Source organism: Pseudomonas sp. Fl4BN1 (assembly GCF_009908285.1).
Classification (GTDB): domain Bacteria; phylum Pseudomonadota; class Gammaproteobacteria; order Pseudomonadales; family Pseudomonadaceae; genus Aquipseudomonas.
In genome coordinates this window covers 278920-297555 of the sequence record NZ_JAAARM010000005.1, presented here as the reverse complement: position 1 = coordinate 297555, position 18636 = coordinate 278920, and the positions used below count along the sequence as shown (strand labels likewise).

Annotated in this window: 15 protein-coding genes and 1 pseudogene; 1 reads left to right on the top strand and 15 read right to left on the bottom strand. The window is 61.2% G+C overall.

Annotation, left to right across the window (positions count from 1 at the left end):
- The 8 genes and pseudogenes from GV818_RS08565 to arcD (GV818_RS08530) form a co-directional block, all read right to left on the bottom strand.
- Positions 1-413 (bottom strand): annotated as a pseudogene (locus GV818_RS08565) (glycine dehydrogenase (aminomethyl-transferring)); the annotation flags it as partial.
- Between the two features lie 10 nt (positions 414-423).
- Positions 424-807: a glycine cleavage system protein GcvH gene (gene gcvH, locus GV818_RS08560; protein WP_161756127.1), complete on the bottom strand. Its 384-nt coding sequence runs from the start codon at positions 805-807 to the stop codon at positions 424-426.
- Between the two features lie 430 nt (positions 808-1237).
- Positions 1238-2746, bottom strand: coding sequence for a sigma-54-dependent transcriptional regulator (locus tag GV818_RS08555; protein ID WP_161776345.1), 1509 nt, complete (start codon positions 2744-2746; stop codon positions 1238-1240).
- Positions 2747-2919: 173 nt separating this feature from the next.
- Positions 2920-3279 (bottom strand): DUF5064 family protein, encoded by a 360-nt coding sequence (locus tag GV818_RS08550; RefSeq protein ID WP_161756125.1) that lies wholly within the window; start codon positions 3277-3279, stop codon positions 2920-2922.
- A gap of 72 nt (positions 3280-3351) precedes the next feature.
- Positions 3352-4281 carry a carbamate kinase gene (gene arcC, locus GV818_RS08545; protein WP_161756124.1) on the bottom strand — a complete coding sequence of 310 codons (930 nt, stop codon included), beginning with the start codon at positions 4279-4281 and terminating at the stop codon, positions 3352-3354.
- 119 nt (positions 4282-4400) lie between these two features.
- Positions 4401-5411: an ornithine carbamoyltransferase gene (locus tag GV818_RS08540; RefSeq protein WP_025126828.1), complete on the bottom strand. Its 1011-nt coding sequence runs from the start codon at positions 5409-5411 to the stop codon at positions 4401-4403.
- A gap of 85 nt (positions 5412-5496) precedes the next feature.
- Complete coding sequence (arcA, locus tag GV818_RS08535; protein WP_161756123.1) at positions 5497-6753, bottom strand: arginine deiminase; 1257 nt, start codon at positions 6751-6753, stop codon at positions 5497-5499.
- Positions 6754-6805: 52 nt separating this feature from the next.
- Positions 6806-8233 (bottom strand): arginine-ornithine antiporter, encoded by a 1428-nt coding sequence (gene arcD / locus GV818_RS08530; RefSeq protein WP_161756122.1) that lies wholly within the window; start codon positions 8231-8233, stop codon positions 6806-6808.
- Positions 8234-8685: 452 nt separating this feature from the next.
- On the opposite strand from arcD (GV818_RS08530), the gene arcD (GV818_RS08525) reads away from it, so the two are divergent.
- Positions 8686-10113, top strand: a complete 1428-nt coding sequence (gene arcD / locus GV818_RS08525) for an arginine-ornithine antiporter (RefSeq protein ID WP_161756121.1) — start codon at positions 8686-8688, stop codon at positions 10111-10113.
- Between the two features lie 81 nt (positions 10114-10194).
- On the opposite strand, the gene GV818_RS35290 is transcribed toward arcD (GV818_RS08525), so the two are convergent.
- From GV818_RS35290 to GV818_RS08490, 7 genes are all read right to left on the bottom strand, one after another.
- Entirely contained in the window at positions 10195-12339 is a 2145-nt protein-coding gene (locus GV818_RS35290) for a methyl-accepting chemotaxis protein (protein WP_161776344.1), read from the bottom strand.
- 171 nt (positions 12340-12510) lie between these two features.
- Positions 12511-12927 (bottom strand): YbaN family protein, encoded by a 417-nt coding sequence (locus GV818_RS08515; protein ID WP_161756119.1) that lies wholly within the window; start codon positions 12925-12927, stop codon positions 12511-12513.
- A 119-nt stretch (positions 12928-13046) separates the two neighbouring features.
- On the bottom strand, positions 13047-13655 hold the full coding sequence (locus tag GV818_RS08510; protein ID WP_161776343.1) for a biliverdin-producing heme oxygenase: 609 nt from the start codon (positions 13653-13655) through the stop codon (positions 13047-13049).
- A gap of 112 nt (positions 13656-13767) precedes the next feature.
- Positions 13768-16374, bottom strand: coding sequence for a TonB-dependent receptor (locus GV818_RS08505; protein WP_161776342.1), 2607 nt, complete (start codon positions 16372-16374; stop codon positions 13768-13770).
- Positions 16375-16495: 121 nt separating this feature from the next.
- Complete coding sequence (locus GV818_RS08500; protein ID WP_161756116.1) at positions 16496-17464, bottom strand: FecR family protein; 969 nt, start codon at positions 17462-17464, stop codon at positions 16496-16498.
- Positions 17465-17577: 113 nt separating this feature from the next.
- Positions 17578-18096, bottom strand: coding sequence for an RNA polymerase sigma factor (locus GV818_RS08495; protein WP_161756115.1), 519 nt, complete (start codon positions 18094-18096; stop codon positions 17578-17580).
- Positions 18097-18171: 75 nt separating this feature from the next.
- Complete coding sequence (locus GV818_RS08490) at positions 18172-18636, bottom strand: methylglyoxal synthase (RefSeq protein WP_161776341.1); 465 nt, start codon at positions 18634-18636, stop codon at positions 18172-18174.

Genomic DNA, 18636 nt, shown 5'->3' with positions numbered 1-18636 from the left:
GGCAGGCCGCTGAGGTCGCTGATCAAGGTCTGGAAGTTCAGCAGCGCTTCCAGCCGACCCTGGGAGATTTCCGGTTGGTACGGGGTGTAGGCGGTGTACCAGGCCGGGTTTTCCAGCAGGTTGCGCAGGATCGGCGATGGCGTGTGGCAGCTGTAGTAACCCTGGCCGATGTAGGTCTTGAACAGCTGGTTGTTGGCGGCGATGGCCTTGATCGAGGCCAGGGCCTGGGCTTCGCTCTGGCCGTGGCCCAGCTCCAGTACGCTGGTGCCCTTGATGCTCTCGGGGATCACGCTGGCGCTCAGGGCTTCCAGGGAATCGAAACCGAGGCTGTTGAGCATGGCTTGCTCATCGCCCGGGCGCGGGCCGATGTGGCGCGCGATGAATTCGTTGGCGGTAGTCAGGTTGATGGTCATGACGGGGTCCTCAGGCTTCGGCGCTGGCTTTGATCAGGCGGTCGTAGGCGGCCTGGTCAAGCAGTTGGCCAACGGCAGCGGCATCGGCAGGGATGAAGCGGAAGAACCAGCCTTCGCCCAGCGGGTCTTCGTTGACCAGTTCCGGGCTGTCTTCCAGGGCCGGGTTGGTGGCGACCACTTCACCGTCCAGAGGCATGTACACGCCGCTGGCGGCCTTTACCGATTCCACGGTGGCGGCTTCGGCGCCCTTGTCGTAGCTCTGCAGTTCAGGCAGTTGCACAAACACCACATCACCCAAGGCGTTCTGGGCAAAAGCCGTGATGCCGACGGTGACACTGCCATCCGCTTCGGTACGCAGCCATTCGTGATCTTCAGTAAAACGCAACTCGCTCATGGAAACTCCTCAGGGGCCAGACTCGTCTGGTGGACGCGATTGAATGCTCGTGCAGGGCCGAGCCGAATGGCAATGTCCATAGCAAGAACACGGCCAATATTTATTTAGTCCTTTAATATCAACGGCTTGAGAGTTTTTTTGAAAAGTCTGGAGGGCTTGGGTGTAGCGAAATCGCTACATCTGGCCCCGCAGCCAAAAAGGCTTTGAGGATCAAAGCCTTGCACGGCAGCGATTACAAGGCCTTGTAGCGAAATCGTTCCGCTGTAGCGCTTTCAGTACAGTTGCAGGTCGCTTCCAGACCTGTATCGGCGGCCGGCGCTGATGGGGGCTGGCGTAGGAGCTGGCTTGCCAGCGAAGGCGCCCTTAAGAGCGACACAGGGCTTGAGGGCCTCTTCGCCGGCGAGCCGGCTCCTACGGATGAGGCGGCAGGTCAGGACTTGCCGGGAATGCCGTACTTGCGCAGGCGGTGGGCGATGGCGGTGTGGGACGTCTGCAGGCGGTTGGCCAGTTGTCGGGTCGAGGGGTAATTGGCGTAGAGGTTTTCCAGCAGCTCTTTCTCGAAGGCTTCCACGGCCTGTTCCAGGCTTTCAACCTCGGCATCGCTCTGCCGTGCGACCGAGGTGCCGGCGATGTCCAGGTCGCCGATATCCACCAGGTTGCTTTCGCAGATCGCTGCGGCGCGAAAGATCACGTTCTGCAATTGCCGCACGTTACCCGGCCAACGGTTACCCAGTAGGGCCGGGTAGGTGCCCGGGGTCAGGCGACAGATCGGGCGCTGGATCTGCGCGCAGGCCTGCTGCATGAAGTAGCGGGCCAGCAGCAGGATGTCCTGGCCGCGTTCGCGCAGCGGCGGTACTTCAACATTCAGCACGTTGAGGCGATAGAACAGGTCTTCGCGGAAGCTGCCTTCGCTGACCATCTTTTCCAGGTCGCGATGGGTAGCGCTGAGGATGCGCACATTGACCTTGATCTCGCGGTCGCCACCCACCCGGCGAAAGCTGCCGTCATTGAGAAAACGCAGGAGCTTGGCCTGCAGATAGGGCGACATCTCGCCGATTTCATCGAGAAACACCGTGCCCTGGTTGGCCAGTTCCATCAGCCCCGGCTTGCCGCCGCGCTGGGCCCCGGTAAAGGCCCCGGGGGCGTAGCCGAACAGCTCGCTCTCGGCGAGGTTTTCCGGCAACGCCGCGCAGTTCAGTGCCAGGAACGGTGCATTGTGCCGGGCACTGATGGCGTGGCAGGCCCGGGCCACCAGTTCCTTGCCGGTGCCGGTTTCACCCTGGATCAGCAGCGGCGCATCCAGCGCTGCGACCCGTTGCGCCCGGGCCTTGAGGGTGCGGATCGCCGGTGATTCGCCGAGCAGGGCGTCGAAGCCCTCGGCGTGATCGTGGTGCAGGGCCGAGAGTCGTTCGCCGATGCGGTTGGGCGGGTACAGGGTCAGCAGGGCACCGGCATCGGTGATGGGGGTGGCGTCCAGCAACAAGGTCTGGCCATTGACCGTGATCTCCCGCAGCGGCAGGCGAAAGCCGTGCTCCAGCAGGGACTCCAGCAAGGCCGGGTCGGCAAATAGCTCGGCGACACTTTCCCCGGCAGGTTCGCGCCCATACAGGGCGATCAGCGCCGGGTTGGCCAGCAGCACCTTGCCGGCACTGTCCAGGGCCAGCACCGGGTCGGTCATGGCGGCCAGCAAGGCATCCAACTGCAAATGACGACGCTGGCCGGGCAGGATGTCGACCACCGTTACCGCCTGCACGCCATGCACGTTGAACAGTGCATCGCGTAGCTCCTCCAGTACCTGGGGGCTCAGGGTCGGGGCGTCGATGTATACGTTGGGCGGCACCATTTCCACCGCATCCAGGTTGAGGTTGCGTCCGCCCAGCAGGGCCAGGACTTCCTGGGTGATGCCGACGCGGTCGATGAAGCTGACGTGGATACGCATGGGGTGGCTGACGGTTCTGCAAAGCGGGGGGTGGCCAGTATGCCTTGGGGCGGAGGCTTAGTCGAAATCGTCACCCATGCCGTAGGAGCCGGCTTGCCGGCGAAGGCGGACCTGGTACCTGTGCCGGGCGTTGGGCAGTTCGCCGGCAAGCCGGCTCCTACAGAAGATGGGGGTTATGCCAGGTGTTCGGGTTTCACCGGGTCGCCGGGCTTTACATTGAGTTGCTTGCGTACGTCTTCGAACATTTCGTCGTAGTACTTGTGCATCGAGGCAATGCTGGCGCTTTTGGGCAGGCCGTGCTGCTGAGCAATGCGGGTGGCGTGTCGGGCGAAGTCGAAGGCCAGGTCCTTGGCGAGGAAGAACTGCTCCTTCAAGGGTTTGTCTTCAATGGTGCCGTGCAGGGTGAACAGCATACCCTTGCCCTCTTTGGGGTCCTGGGATACTTCATAGTCGATGCACAGGTTGTAGCTGAAGTCGTCCTTGTTCAGTGCATGGCGCTCGATATGCAGGTGACCGGGCTCAAACTTGGCCATAGGCTTCTCTCCTCCAAGGCTTTGAAATAAGGGCAGGCGCCGGGCCTGCCCCGAGTTCTTACGACAAGCGTCCTACAGGTAGCTGATGCCGGGTTTCGCTGTGCTGATGCGGGTGCCGGCCTTACCCTGGACGATCGCTTCGATGTCCGAGAGTGAACCGATCACCGCGACTTTGCCAGTGCGGCGGGCAAAGTCGCAGGCGGCCTGGACCTTCGGCCCCATGGAACCAGCGGCAAAGCCGAGCTTCTCCATTTCATCCGGATGGGCGTGGGCGATGGCTTTCTGTGTGGGCTTGCCGAAGTCGATGAATGCTGCGTTGACGTCGGTGGCAATCACCAGCAGATCGGCCTCCAGCTGTTCGGCCAGCAGCGCCGAGCACAGGTCCTTGTCGATGACCGCCTCAATGCCCTTGAGCTTGCCATCCTCGCCGTACATGGTCGGGATACCGCCACCGCCGGCGCAGATCACGATGCTGCTTTTTTCCAGCAGCCACTTGATCGGGCGAATCTCGAAGATGCGCTTGGGTTTCGGGCTGGCCACCACACGGCGGTACTTGTCGCCATCCGGGGCGATGGCCCAGCCTTTTTCCTTAGCCAGCTTCTCGGCTTCTTCCTTGCTGTAGACCGGACCGATGGGTTTGGTCGGGTTCTTGAACGCCGGGTCCTTGGCGTCCACTTCCACTTGGGTCAGCAAGGTGGCGAAAGGCACCTCGAAATCCAGCAGGTTGCCCAGTTCCTGTTCGATGATGTAGCCGATCATGCCTTCGGTCTCGGCGCCCAGCACGTCCAGCGGATAAGGCGAAACCTGGGTATAGGCCGCCGCCTGCAGGGACAGCAGGCCTACCTGCGGACCATTGCCGTGCGCAATCACCAGCTGGTTGCCGGGATGAATCTTGGCGATCTGTTCGGTGGCGATGCGGATGTTGGCGCGTTGGTTGTCCGCGGTCATGGGTTCACCACGGCGGAGCAGGGCGTTACCGCCCAGTGCAACGACGATACGCATAATGCAGTCCTTCTAGAGGATCCGTAGCCGCCGGCTTGCCAGTGAGTCGGCCGATGCGGACCATTAACTGGTCCGCAGGCTCGTTGATCGCTGGCTAGCCAACTTCTACAGGTGGCAGGTTAGAGGTCGGCCAGGGTCGAAACCAGGATCGCCTTGATGGTGTGCATGCGGTTTTCCGCTTGCTCGAAGGCGATGCAGGCTGGCGACTCGAACACGTCGTCGGTGACTTCAATGCCGTTGGCCAGGTGCGGATACTGCTCGGCGATCTGCTTGCCGACCTTGGTATCGCTGTTGTGGAACGCCGGCAGGCAATGCATGAACTTGGTCCGAGGGTTGCCGGTGGCTTTCATCAGTTGCGCGTTGACTTGGTACGGCAGCAGTTGCTCGATGCGCTCGGCCCAGGCTTCCACTGGCTCGCCCATGGAGACCCAGACGTCGGTGTGGATGAAGTCCACGCCCTTGACGGCAGCTTTCGGGTCTTCGGTGAGGGTGATGCGGGCACCGCTTTCCTCTGCGTATTTCTTGCAGCGCTGCACCAGGTCGTCATGGGGCCACAGGGCTTTGGGTGCGCAGATGCGTACGTCCATGCCGAGCTTGGCGCCCACCAGCAGCAGCGAGTTGCCCATGTTGTTGCGGGCGTCGCCCAGGTAGGCGTAGCTGATCTCATGGATTGGCTTGTCGGCGTGCTCACGCATGGTCAGTACGTCGGCGATCATTTGTGTCGGGTGGTATTCGTCGGTCAGGCCGTTGAACACCGGGACTCCGGCGAACTTCGCCAGTTCTTCGACGATTTCCTGCTTGAAGCCACGATATTCGATAGCGTCGTACATGCGCCCCAGCACTCGGGCGGTGTCCTTCATGCTTTCCTTGTGGCCGATCTGCGACGAGTTGGGGTCGATGTAGGTGACGTTGGCACCCTGGTCATAGGCCGCCACTTCGAACGCACAGCGGGTGCGGGTCGAGGTCTTTTCGAAGATCAGGGCGATGTTGTTGCCTTTGAGGTGCTGCTGCTCGGTGCCGGTGTACTTGGCGCGCTTGAGGTCGCGGGACAGGTCCAGCAGGTAGCGCAGTTCGCGTGGAGTGTGGTGTTCCAGGCTCAGCAGGTTACGGTTGTGAATATTGAAAGCCATGATGGATCTCCTTTGATTTCGGTCGTCCACTTGTCGAGGCCCTTTGTGGGGGCAACGACAAGCTGCCATTGCGGATAAGGGGCGCTTAGTAGTCGATTGGGTCGCGGATGATCGGGCAAGTCATGCAGTGGCCGCCGCCACGGCCCCGGCCCAGTTCGCCAGCGCTGATGGTGATGACTTCGACCCCGGCCTTGCGCAGCAAGGTGTTGGTGTAGGTATTGCGGTCGTAGCCGATAACCACGCCTGGCTCCACTGCCACCACATTGTTGCCGTCGTCCCATTGCTCGCGTTCGGCGGCGAAGCTGTTGCCACCGGTTTCCACCACGCGCAGGGCCTTGAGGTTGAGGGCCGCGGCTACGGTGTCGAGGAAGCTGGTTTTTTCCTGCTGGATATCGATGCCGCCCGGCTTGCTTTCGTCAGGACGCAGGGTGAAGGCGACGATCTGGTTCACCACTTCCGGGAAGATTGTTACCAGGTCGCGGTCGCAGAAGCTGAACACGGTATCGAGGTGCATTGCTGCGCGGGATTTCGGCAGGCCAGCGACGATCACGCGCTCCACCGCCTTGTGCTTGAACAGGTTCAATGCGAGCTGGCCGATGGCCTGGCGGGATGAGCGTTCGCCCATGCCGATCAGTACCACGCCGTTGCCAATAGGCATCACGTCGCCGCCTTCCAGGGTGGCGTTGCCGTGTTCCTGGTCCGGGTCGCCGTACCAGATCTGGAAGTCGGCGTTGGTGAACTCGGGGTGGAATTTGTAGATGGCGGTGGTCAGCAGGGTTTCCTGACGTCGCGCCGGCCAGTACATCGGGTTCAGGGTCACACCGCCGTAGATCCAGCAGGTGGTGTCGCGGGTGAACTGGGTGTTGGGCAGCGGTGGCAGGATGAAGCTGGAGTGGCCGAGGAAGTCGCGGAACATCTCGATGGTCTTGCCGCCGAAACTGCTTGGCAGGTCGTCGGCCGAAACACCGCCGATGAGGAATTCGGCGACCTTGCGTGGCTCCAGGCTGCGCAGCCAAGAGCCGACTTCGTTGACCAGGCCCAGGCCAACCTGGTTGGCGGTAACCTTGCGCTCCAGGATCCAGTCCAGGGCTTCGGGCATGGCGACGATGTCGGTCAGCAGGTTGTGCATCTCCAGCACATCGATGTCCCGCTCACGCATTTTGGTGACAAAGTCGAAGTGGTCGCGTTTGGCTTGGGCCACCCACAACACATCGTCGAACAGCAGTTCATCGCAGTTGTTCGGGGTCAGCCGCTGATGGGCCAGGCCTGGGGAGCAAACCATGACTTTGCGCAGTTTGCCGGCTTCGGAATGGACGCCGTACTTAACTTTTTCCGTGGTCATTACTGTGATCCTCCAGAGACAAAACAATCAGGGGTGTTGCAAAAAGCAGTGCTTACAGGGTCAGGAAGCCGTCGTAGAGTCCGTAGGCCGCCACTAGGGCGCCCATGACCACTGCGGCAAAAATCAGCTTCTCGACGTTGGTGAAAATCGGTTTGTGCAGTTCCATCTTGGCCTTGGCGAACAGCACCGCGCCGGGGGCGTAGAGCAGAGCCGAGAGCAGCAGGTACTTGACCCCGCCGGCGTACAGCAGCCAGATCGCGTAGAGCAGGGCGATGCTGCCGATGACCAGGTCCTTCTTGCGTTCGGCCAGGGCCTGCTCGTAGCTTTCGCCGCGCACCGCCAGCAGTACCGCGTAGGCCGCCGACCACAGGTAGGGCACCAGGATCATCGAGGTGGCGAGGTAGATCAGCGACAGGTAGGTGCTGGCCGAGAACAGGGTGATGATCAGGAAGATCTGCACCATGGCGTTGGTCAGCCACAAGGCATTGGCCGGTACATGGTTGGCGTTTTCCCGGCGCAGGAACTCCGGCATGGTGTGGTCCTTGGCGGCGGCGAACATGATCTCCGCGCACAGCAGCACCCACGACAGCAGCGCCCCCAGCAGCGAGATGATCAGGCCGACGCTGATCAGCACCGCGCCCCAGTGGCCTACCACGTGCTCCAGCACGGCGGCCATGGACGGGTTCTGCAGCTTGGCCAGTTCCGGCTGAGTCATGATCCCCAGGGACAGCACGTTCACCAGCACCAGGAACAGCAGCACGGTGATGAAGCCAATGACCGTGGCCTTACCTACGTCCGAGCGTTTTTCCGCCCGGGAGGAAAAGATGCTCGCGCCCTCGATGCCGATGAACACCCAGACGGTGACCAGCATCATGTTGCGTACCTGGTTCATCACGCTGCCCAGGTCGGGGTTTTTCACGCCCCAGATGTCGGCGGTGAAGATGTCCAGCTTGAAGGCGAACAGGGCGATCAGCACGAACAGCAGCAGCGGCACCACCTTGGCGACCGTGGTTACCAAGTTGATGAAGGCCGCTTCCTTGATCCCGCGCAAGACCAGGAAGTGCACGGCCCAGAGCAGTACCGAAGCGCCGATCACCGCAGCGGGGGTGTTGCCTTCACCGAAGATCGGGAAAAAGTAACCCAGGGTGCTGAACAGCAGGACGAAGTAGCCGACGTTGCCCAGCCAGGCACTGATCCAGTAGCCCCAGGCCGAGGAAAAACCCATGTAGTCGCCAAATCCGGCCTTGGCGTAGGCATAGACGCCACCGTCCAGGTCAGGCTTGCGGTTGGCCAGGGTTTGGAAGACGAAGGCCAGGGTCAACATGCCGACGGCAGTAATCGCCCAACCAATAAGAACAGCACCGACATCGGCACTGGCGGCCATGTTTTGCGGCAAGGAGAAGATCCCTCCGCCAATCATGGAACCCACTACCAAGGCGACTAATGCGCCGAGTCTTAGTTTACCGGGGGATTCAGACATTGCATGACTCCAATGCAGGAGGAGAGAGACGTCAGAGTAAATCTGCTTGCTATCAAAACAGCTGACTCAGATCAGTTCATTGCTACATTCCGTTGTGAATGAATGACTTAAGATTTATTGCGAGAGGTAGAATGCTGCCCCGAGAGGGCCATTCCAGAGGCGTTGCGATCTTCTTGTCAGTAGTGGTTCTCATTGACGACGCCGTTTGAAACTAGACCGTTTTCAAGAATGTGCAAACCCACGCGAGTGTTCAGTTAATTATTTGGTAGTGATGGCACTTAGTGCATATTCCAAACAAAACAGTCGGTTATTCAGGGCCTTCTGGAGGGTATCCAAAGACCTGATGCATAAGTGATGAATAATTGACTGTTACTGTTAGACGTAAATTTGAAGAAGTTATTTAATTCCGTGTAGGTTTATCGCCAGATCGGCTCACTGATGCAGAGGTAGGGATGTCACAACCGGCGCAGAAGCTTCAACTCGGTGCACTGATTGCCCTGGTGGTGGGTTCCATGATTGGCGGAGGGATCTTCTCCTTGCCGCAAAACATGGCTGCCCGGGCCGATGCCGGGGCGGTGTTGATTGGCTGGGGGATCACTGCCATTGGCATGCTGACACTGGCCTTTGTTTTCCAGACCCTGGCCAACCGCAAGCCGGAGCTGGATTCCGGGGTCTATGCCTATGCCAAGGCCGGCTTTGGCGACTACATGGGTTTTTCCTCGGCCTGGGGCTACTGGATCAGTGCCTGGCTGGGTAACGTTGGCTACTTTGTCCTGCTGTTCAGCACCCTGGGTTACTTTTTCCCGGTGTTCGGCCAAGGCAACACCCCGGTGGCCATCGGCTGCGCCTCGTTGCTGCTCTGGGCGGTGCATTTCCTGGTGTTGCGCGGGATCAAAGAGGCGACCTTCATCAACCAATTGACCACGGTCGCGAAGATCGTGCCGCTGGTGATGTTCATCGTTATCGCCGCCGTGGCCTTCAAGGCGGACATCTTCACTCGCGATATCTGGGGCCGCAGTAATCCGAATTTTGGTGGGGTGATGGACCAGGTGCGCAACATGATGCTGGTCACGGTGTTCGTGTTCATTGGCATCGAGGGCGCCAGCGTCTACTCGGCCCGGGCGCAGAAGCGCGCGGATGTCGGGCGGGCCACGGTGATCGGCTTTCTCGGGGTGCTGGCGTTGCTGGTGCTGGTGAACGTGCTGTCCCTGGGGATCATGAGCCAGCCGGAATTGGCCAAGCTGCAGAACCCTTCCCTGGCGGCGGTGCTGGAACATATCGTTGGCCCCTGGGGCGCCTTGCTGATCAGCATCGGTCTGGCGGTTTCCCTATTGGGCGCCTTGCTGTCCTGGGCCTTGCTGTGCGCGGAAATCCTCTACGCCACTGCCCGGGACCGGACCATGCCGGCCTTCCTGAAGAAGGAAAACGTCAACCACGTGCCGGTCAATGCCTTGTGGCTGACCAACGTGATGATCCAGATATTCCTGCTGATCACCCTGTTCTCCGCCGGCACCTACACCAGCCTGATCTACCTGGCATCGTCGATGATCCTGGTGCCTTACCTGTGGTCGGCGGCCTATGCGGTGCTGCTCAGCGGCCGCGGGGAAACCTACGAGCAGGCGTCCCGGGAGCGGTTCAAGGACCTCTTGATTGCCGTCGTGGCCCTGAGCTACGCGATCTGGCTGCTGTACGCCGGCGGCTTGAAGTACTTGCTGTTGTCGGCCCTGCTCTACGCCCCCGGCGTGGTGCTGTTCGCCAAGGCCAAGCGTGAGCAGGGCGAACCGCTGTTCACCACGCTGGAGAAGTTGATCTTCACGGCGGTGATCATTGGCGCGTCGTTGGCGGCCTATGGCCTGTACAGCGGCTTGCTGGCGCTGTGAGTGACATGGCAAGCCAGCCCCTGCGGGTGTAGGAGCCGGCTTGCCGGAGAAAGCCGCCCCAGTGCACCCTCAGCACGAGCCTTACACCCGGAACTGGTCCATCAGTTTCATCTGCTGGGTGGCCAGGGCATTGAGCTGGCTGCTGACCTGAGCCGATTCGCTGGCTTGCTCGGTCAAGGTTTCGGTCACGCTGCGGATCGCCGAGACGTTGCGGTTGACCTCTTCGGCCACGGCGCTTTGTTGCTCCGCAGCGCTGGCGATCTGCAGGTTCATGTCGCTGATTACGGTGACCGCATCGCTGATCTTGCCTAGGGCCTGGACCGCTTGCTGGATCTGTCCGGCATTGTTTTGCGCCTGGCTCTGGCTGGCGTGCATGGTGGTCACCACATCGCGGGTGCCGGTCTGGATGCGTTCGATCACCACGCGGATCTCTTCCACCGAGTCCTGGGTACGCTTGGCCAGGTTGCGGACTTCATCGGCTACCACGGCGAAGCCGCGACCGCTTTCGCCGGCACGGGCCGCTTCGATGGCGGCGTTGAGGGCCAGCAGGTTGGTCTGTTCGGCAATGCTGCGGATCACTTCCAGCACCGAACCGATTTGCTCGCTGCTGACGGCCAGGGCCTCGACTTCGCCTACGGCCTTGCTGACTTCGTCGGCCAGCAGGCTGATGTCTTGGGTGCTGCGCTCGATGATGGTCATGCCCTCCTTGGCTGACTGGTCGGCGCCACGGGCCGCCTGGGCGGCGTTGGAGGCGCTGTTGGCAACGTCGTGGGCGGTGGCACTCATTTCGTTGGAGGCGGTGGCGACCTGGTCGATCTCGCGGAACTGCACCTGCATGCCTTCGCTGGTCTGACGGGCGATTTCCGAAGACTTGTCTGCGGTGCCGCGGGCCTCGATGATGCTCTGCTTGATTTGCGTGATGGTCGGTTGCAGCTTGTCGAGGAAGCGGTTGAACCAGCTGACCAGCTCGCCGAGTTCGTCTTTCTTGCTGTAGTTCAGGCGTTGGGTCAGGTCGCCGTCGCCGCTGGCGATGGCCTTGAGCATCTGTGCCACGCTGTTGATCGGCCGGGTCACGCCCGAGGCACTGAGCCAGATCAGCAGCAGGCCCAGCAGGCCGGCGCCGATGGCCACCAGCACGGTTTTCACGGTGCCACTGGTCTGGGCTTCATCCAGCAGGTTCTGCAGCTTTACCGAGTCTGCCAGCAGTACCTGTTGCGGCAGGTCGATGGTCACGCCCCAGGGCTTGGCATCGGCAATCGGACTGAACGGGTAGACCGCACGGATCAAGTCGCCTTGTTGGAGGATTTTCGACTGGCTGCCAGCGAGCACTGCAAGGATGTCCTTGCCCTGGGTACCGAGGGTTTCATTGATGTTCTTGCCGACCTGGCCGGCGTCAGCGCCGACGGCTGCCAGCAGGCCGCTGCCGGCGACGATCATCATGTGCCCGGCACCGCCGAACAGGTAGCGCTGGGATTCGCCAGCGGCGGCTTGCAGGGAGTCCAGGGCAATGTCGACGCCAATCACTCCGATCACTTTGCCGTCCACCAGCAATGGCAGGGAGATACTGGTCATCAGCACCTGTTTCTTGTCCTCGCCGATGGTGTCGGCATAGGGGTCGAGCAGGCAGATCCGGCGTGTGTCTCGGGGGCAGGTGTACCAGATGTTGTACGGAGTGCCGCTGAGGTTGAGGGTGGTCTTGGTCAGGTCCTCCTCGACCATCACGGTGTTCAGTTGCTGGCCACCGGAGCGGCTCCAGTAGGTGGCGAAGCGTCCGCGCTCATTGGAGACGCGGGCAGCGTCATTGGCGAACTCGCTGTCCTTGCCATCCAGGGCATTGGGTTCGTAGGCAAGCCAGATGCCGAGCACCTTGGGGTTGCGTTCGAAGGCGGTTTTCAGGCTGTGGTTGAGCTCTTCGCGCAGGGCCGAGGCGTCCAGCCCGCGCTTGTTCGCCAGCTCCCGCAGATCGCGCACCTGGTCCGCCAGGGCGGTGATCACCAACTGGCTCTCGCCGAAGGTCTTCTGGATGCGCACGGCCTGGTCGGCAGCCTTGGCCTGCAGCAACTCCTCGACCCCGGCAGTCAGCATTCGCGTGCTGGAGGTGTTGACCAGCTGGTTGTTCTGCTGGCTCTGGTAGAGGTTCATGCCGACGATCAGTGCCACCACGCCCAACAGGCACAGTCCAGACAACAGTACGATTTTCAGGCGAATGGAGAGAGAGTCGAACATGGGGCGATCTCGCGAAAGGACGGATGGAAAGCGCGGAATCGGATGACTCCGCTCGCCAAGTCCATTCAGCGCTATGCCCGGAACATCGGCTTGGCCGGTCTTTGCGTGAGGTGTTGCCGACGAACGGTAGGTGTCGCTGGAAAAGACCCGCCTACGCCAGCCTGCCGGCTCCTACAGGGGTGGAGGGCAAGAGGCTTGTGGTAGAGCCTCGGGACGTGACCAGATCCACAGGTTGCCCAGGGTCATGCCGGCGATTGCGGCGTACATCGTCCAGTGGTGGTTGAGCAGGGTCAGCATCAAGCCGGCGCACAGCAGCATGCTCACGGTGGCGCTGATCTTGGCCTTGCGGTTGATGATCCTGCCGTTGCGCCAGTTGCTCAGGATCGGGCCGAACAGGCGGTGGTTCTCCATCCAGGCACTGAGCCGAGGTGAGCTCTTGGTGGCGGCCCAGGCGGCCAGCAGGATGAATTCGGTGGTTGGCAGGCCGGGCACGACAATGGCGATCAGGCCTATGGCCAGGCTGACATAGGCCAGTACGCCGAACAGCAAGCGGGAAATTCTTGACGAGGAGGGAGGAGTGCGGGTCATGGCTTCGATGATGAGGTAACGCGCCTTATGGCTCAATCCGGAGTGCGGGCCGGCCGACAAAATACCGCTGCAGGCAGGGCGGCACTATACAGTGGCCAACCTGCCCGCAACTACGCCGGTCAGGCCGGTTGTGCTGCGCTGGAGTAAGCCTGTTCCAGCAGCACGGTGAAGCGGTTGAAGGCATCCAGGGCGCCTTTTTCTGCTGCGGCTTCTTCTTCGGCAGTGAACTCCAGACCGTCGAGGATGCGGGTGAAGGTTTTCCAGCCTTCGGCACGGCCACCGGCCGGCTCGCCCAGGTGACGGGCACCGAAGGTTTCGCTCATGCCCAGGTTCACGGCGCGCTTGATCAGGAACGCGGCACCGAGCTTGGAACCCTCGGAGACGAAGATCCAGCCCAGGGCTTGGGCCTTGCTCGGATTGCTGACTGCGCCCGTTACCGGTGCCGGGATTTCGGTTTCCAGATCGGCAAGGTCAGCCTTGGCCGCTTCGGCGCGGCAACGCTCGGCCAGGTCCGGGACGATCTTGATCAGTTCGGCATCGTTGTACAGGTCCACCAGTTCCGATTGGAACAGGTACTGGGCTACCACGAAGCGGGCGAAAGCACCTTGGGTTTCAAAAGGCGCGTGGGCCTTGACCAGAGCATCGAGCTTGGCATGCGGCTCATGGGTGATCTGGTTCAGACGCTGGGAACGCAGGTGATGACGCTGGGAGGAATCCTGAGAGGTCATGCAGATGTCCTTGAGAATGAGAGGCACTTAGTGACTAGACGAACAAGAAGACGCGACACAGTAAAAAATCCTCACTGCCCCGGATGAAAAAGAGCAGCGAGGAGCGGATGCATCAGATATCCCAGATCAGGTTGACCGAGAAGTTGCGACCCGGCTGGGTCAGGCGGTCGAGGTTGGCGGGGTTGAGCATGCCGGCCTCTCCAACTCCGTCGTAGCCACGCACGTCATCCCAGTTCCAGTATTTCTTGTCGGTCAGGTTGTACACGCCAGCGTTCATCGTGAGGTCATCGGTGACCTTGTAGAAACCGCTCAGGTCGAGGATGCCGAAGCCCGGGGTCTTGAACTGGCTGCTGCTGGCCAGGCCGTCCGGGGCTTTGAACGCAGTGTCATCGACCCGATCCTTGCGCTTGACCAGGGTCCAGCTGAGCAAGGTGCCGTATTTGTCCTGGTCGTAGCCCAGGCCAAATACCGCCTTGAGCGGGTTCACGCTGTTGAGCGGTTCACCGTTATCGGCATTGCGACCGTAGGCATATGCCACCGAACCCAGTGTGTAGAGGCCTTGCGGGGCACCCACGGCATCCAGGTTCAGGCGGCCTTTGACTTCCGCGCCCTTGATGGTGGCGTGCTTGATGTTGGCGGTCTGGAACTTGATTTGGTTGTAGCCGGGAGCGATGGCGTCTTCGTTAATGAAGTCGCTGTACTTGTTATAGAACACCGACACATCGAAGTTGCCGTGCTCGAAGTTGCCACGCAGGCCGGTTTCCCAGCTTTTGCTCTTTTCCGGTTTCAGGTCCGGGTTGGGGGCGACCGAGTAGCCGGCACCCGGGTTCTCGAAGCGGCCGAACAGAGCCTTGGCGGTCGGCGTACGGAAGCCTTCGGCGTACTGGCCATACCAGGTGTATTGCTCGGTCAGGGCGTAGGTCAGGCCGAACTTGGGCGACACACGATGCCAGGTCTTTTCGCTGGCATTGATTTCCGAGGCCTTGCCACCGGCGGCGACGATGGTGTTGGTGAACTCATCGGTCACGTGGGGTTTGAGCTGGGTGTAGTCGTAACGCAGGCTGGGCAGGAAGGTCCAGTCGTTCCAGTGGATCTGGTCCTGGACGAACAGGCCGTAGGTATTGATGGTCGGGTCCGGGAAGTCGCTGGATTTGGCAATACTGTCCCCTCGCGATGCGCTGGGGGCGCCAATGGCCGAACAATTGGTGGCCACGTTCAGGCAGGTTGCGGTGCCATAACGGTAGCCGGTCACCTTCTGTTGCTTGATGTTGGTGCCGTAGGTCAGCAGGTGGTCGGTATCGGCGAGGGTAAACGCCTTGTCCAGTTGCGCATCGAAGACCCACTGCTTTTCCTGGTAGAGGGTATCTCGGGTGCGCGCCACACGGCGTCCGGACTGATAGATCTCATCGGCATGCTGGTCGGTCTTGGCAATCTGGTAGTTCAGGCTCCACTTGACCTTGTCTGCCAGGAGGCTGTCGAGGGCAAAGCTGTGCTCCAGGCCGAAACGCTCGCGGGTGATGGTGTCGTTGGCGGTACGGGCGCGATACAGATTGCTGCCTGTGCCGTTGAAGAACAGGCCGCCGACCACACTGCGCTGGTTGCTGTCGCGGTCGTCCTTGTACTTCTCGTAGGTGAGGCCCAGGCGCGAATCGTCGCTGTAGTCCCAGCCCAGCTTGGCCAGCACGTTGGTGGTGCGTACGGTCTCGGGGTTGGCTTCGGTACGCTTCAGGCCCGTGCCGCCGGTGTTGCCGTAGGATTCGGTTTCGCGACCGTTGCGTTGGCTCAGGTGCAGCAAACCGTCGAATTCACCGCTGCGCCCAGCGAAGGTGCCGGAGGTCAGCCAGCTGTTGTCGGAGGAGCTGTAACCGCTTTTCAGGCGGGCGCCAACATCCTGTCCGGGTTTGATGATGTCATCCGGGTCCAGGGTGAAATAGCTTACTGCGCCGCCGATGGCATTGCTGCCGTACAGCGCGGACGCGGGGCCGCGGAGGATTTCCACGCGCTTGATGATTTCCGGGTCGACGTAGTTACGCTGGGTTTCAGCGTAGGGGCCGTTGAAGAAGCTGCTGGGTACTTCTACACCATCGACCTGGGTCAGGATCCGGTCACCGTCGATGCCACGAATGTTGTAGCCACTGATACCACCGCCACGAAGGCCCGCACCACCGACCGAGACACCCGGTTCATAGCGGGTCAGTTCGCGGATGTTGTTGACGTTCTGCCGGTCGAGCTCTTCTCGGGTCTGCACGCTCACGGTGCTGGGCACCGAGTTGATGTCCTGCTCCTGGCGAGTGGCGCTGATGGTTACCTGCTGCAGGTTCACCACATTGGCGCCGCTGCGTTTCTCCAGGACGATGTTGTTGTTGCTCAGCTTGCGGTAGCTCAGGTTGGTGCCGTTCAGCAGCCGATCCAGGGCCTTTTCCGGGCTCAGCGAGCCGTGTACGCCGGGGGAGGCGACGCCTGCACCCAGTTCGGCGGGCAGGCCGACTTGCCAGCCGGTGACCGCGGTGAAGGCATTGAGCGCCGAGACCAGCGGTTGCTGGGCAATGGCGAAGCTGTAGTTGCCCATGCGCTGGCTGGACGCTGCCGGGGCGTCGGCGGCCATGACGGGCGCGGCTTGAGTGCCGGCCAGCAGGATGGCTGCGGTGAGCAGCGACAAGGTGCATTGCTGCAGGCGGGCAGCGGGAACAGGGGATCGGCTGTTGAGGCGAGGGGACATCGAAAACGCTCCGGGTCGCACGAATCTTTTATAGGTGCAGATACGCATTCAAAATGCGAATCACTTGCATTGGCTATAACGAGACGTACGACCCATTGCGATCGCGTAAAAATAATTATTCTCAGTTGAGAATCACCAGCGCTGGGAACTCCGACAACCGCGCCGAGGTGATATGGGCCAGCGAGCGCAGCACGTCCAGAGGCTGGTCCAGGCGGTAGTTGCCGGTCACTGCGACGTTCGCCAGTTGTTGGTTGCTGTTGATGATCCAGCCTGGGTAATAGCGCCGCAGCTCCGCCAGGACCTGGCTGAGAGGGCAGTTCTCGAATACCAGGCGGCCCTCGACCCAGGCCAGGTCCTTGCCGGCATCGAGCTTGGCTCGCTGGTCGAAGCCTTTGGGGCCAACGCGAATGCTCTCTCCGGCGCTCAGGCGAATGCGCTGGTCGGCATGGGTTGCCCGCAGGTCGATGTCACCGCGCTGTACCTGGATCTGAGCAATGCCATCCAGATATCGCACGGCAAATACCGTATCGCGCACGCTGGCCCGCACCGGACCGGCGTCCAGCTCCAGGGGCAGCCCGCGGCTGGCCGGGATCTCGAAGAAGGCTTCGCCCTGGTACAGCCGGGCCACGCGCTGGTGATCGTCGATATCGCTGGAAAATGCCGAATTGGTGTTGAGCAGTACTTTCGAGCCGTCTTCCAGCTGCAGGCGCTGGCGTTCGCCCACCAGGGTCAGGTGATCGGCCTGCAGGCGCAGAGGCAGGTTGCTGAAGCTGAACAGCCCGAGCACCAGTACTGCAGCGGTCGCCAGGGGTTTCCAATGGGGCCGCAAGCGGGCCAGGCGCGAGACTTTCGCTGGGGCGGCCAGAGCCTGGGCGCATTGCGCCACTTGCGGGCCGTTCCAGAGGGCCTGGGCCTTTTCGAAGGCCTGGGCGTTGAGCGGTGAGGCGGCCAGCCACTGATGGAATTGGCGCACTTGCTCTTGGGTCGGATGTTCCAGCTCGATCAGCCAATCCAGCGCCTGATCCATGGCAAGGTTGCTTGAGTGCGGGCCGGCAGGGGTAGGCGGCTCGGCGCTGTGAAAATCCGTCACGGGTGTTCCTCGGCTGCGTCTGTGCGCAACTGTTTTTTCAAGAGAGAGCGAAAGCCGGCCAAGGTTAACAAAGGCCCGGGGCTGACGCAGTCATTCTGCTCGGCAGTTGAGACTCACTGATCGTCCAGGCGTTCGGCGACGCCGATGCAGATGGCCATGATCAGTTTCAATTCCTTTTGCACCGTGCTCAGGGATACGCCCAATTCTTCGGCGATTTCCTGGTAGCTGTGGCCGTGCAGGCGGCTGAGGATGAAGATCTGCTGCTGACGTGCACTGAGCTGGCCAAGGCTGACGTTCAAGCGTTCGAGCAATTGTTCGGCATGTGCGGCGTCTTCGGCGCTGCTGACGGGCGCGGCGACGTTCTCCACCACCTCTGCGGGCACATCTTCGAGCAGGGTCCGGCCCTGGATGCGCCGGGCACGCAGATGGTCCAGCGCGAGGTTGCGAGCGGTCTGGAAGACAAAGGGTTCAAGATGAGTGATCGGGCGCTCACCGAGGGCGCGGGTCACGCGCAGGTAGGTTTCCTGCAACAGGTCTTCGGCGGTGCTGTGGTTATTGACCATCCGCTCCAGCGTTCGCAGCAGAGAAATACGTTGGGTGAGGAAGACGTGATTGAAGTGCGATTGACTCACAGCAAGGCCTGATCCAATTTTGTGCAGTAGATGATAATGATTGTCATCTACGTCTTTGGTCAAGCCTTGCGTGAATTATCCTCTGCCAGCCAGGTATGCCTGGTAGTCAGGAATCCGGTGTTCGTGGGCTTGATTCATCAGCGGGCTGCTGAGCAGGTAGTCGGCACTGCACTCGTTGCAGGCCACCGGAATATTCCACACCGCTGCTACGCGCAGCAGCGCCTTGATATCCGGATCGTGGGGTTGGGGTTCGAAGGGGTCCCAGAAGAACACCAGCAAATCGACCTTTTGCTCGGCAATCTGTGCGCCCAACTGTTGATCGCCCCCCAGCGGGCCGCTGATCATGCTTTCCACCGGCAGCCCGAGGCGTTTGTTCAGCAGCAATCCGGTGGTGCCGGTGGCTACCAGCTGATGTTCGGCCAGGCGGGCTTTTTGGCGTTCGGCCCATTCCAGGAGAAAGGCCTTGCAGTGATCGTGAGCGACCAGGGCGATGCGCTTGCGCGCCGCCATGGTCTTTTGCGTGAAGCTGATACCGATCAT

What these genes read in the sequence shown, in the direction of transcription:
- gcvH (WP_161756127.1), bottom strand. Translation starts at nt 807, where the DNA reads ATGAGCGAGTTGCGTTTTACTGAAGATCACGAATGGCTGCGTACCGAA.
- GV818_RS08555 (WP_161776345.1), bottom strand. Translation starts at nt 2,746, where the DNA reads ATGCGTATCCACGTCAGCTTCATCGACCGCGTCGGCATCACCCAGGAA.
- GV818_RS08550 (WP_161756125.1), bottom strand. Translation starts at nt 3,279, where the DNA reads ATGGCCAAGTTTGAGCCCGGTCACCTGCATATCGAGCGCCATGCACTG.
- arcC (WP_161756124.1), bottom strand. Translation starts at nt 4,281, where the DNA reads ATGCGTATCGTCGTTGCACTGGGCGGTAACGCCCTGCTCCGCCGTGGT.
- GV818_RS08540 (WP_025126828.1), bottom strand. Translation starts at nt 5,411, where the DNA reads ATGGCTTTCAATATTCACAACCGTAACCTGCTGAGCCTGGAACACCAC.
- arcA (WP_161756123.1), bottom strand. Translation starts at nt 6,753, where the DNA reads ATGACCACGGAAAAAGTTAAGTACGGCGTCCATTCCGAAGCCGGCAAA.
- arcD (WP_161756122.1), bottom strand. Translation starts at nt 8,233, where the DNA reads ATGTCTGAATCCCCCGGTAAACTAAGACTCGGCGCATTAGTCGCCTTG.
- arcD (WP_161756121.1), top strand. Translation starts at nt 8,686, where the DNA reads ATGTCACAACCGGCGCAGAAGCTTCAACTCGGTGCACTGATTGCCCTG.
- GV818_RS35290 (WP_161776344.1), bottom strand. Translation starts at nt 12,339, where the DNA reads ATGTTCGACTCTCTCTCCATTCGCCTGAAAATCGTACTGTTGTCTGGA.
- GV818_RS08515 (WP_161756119.1), bottom strand. Translation starts at nt 12,927, where the DNA reads ATGACCCGCACTCCTCCCTCCTCGTCAAGAATTTCCCGCTTGCTGTTC.
- GV818_RS08510 (WP_161776343.1), bottom strand. Translation starts at nt 13,655, where the DNA reads ATGACCTCTCAGGATTCCTCCCAGCGTCATCACCTGCGTTCCCAGCGT.
- GV818_RS08505 (WP_161776342.1), bottom strand. Translation starts at nt 16,374, where the DNA reads ATGTCCCCTCGCCTCAACAGCCGATCCCCTGTTCCCGCTGCCCGCCTG.
- GV818_RS08490 (WP_161776341.1), bottom strand. Translation starts at nt 18,636, where the DNA reads ATGATCGGTATCAGCTTCACGCAAAAGACCATGGCGGCGCGCAAGCGC.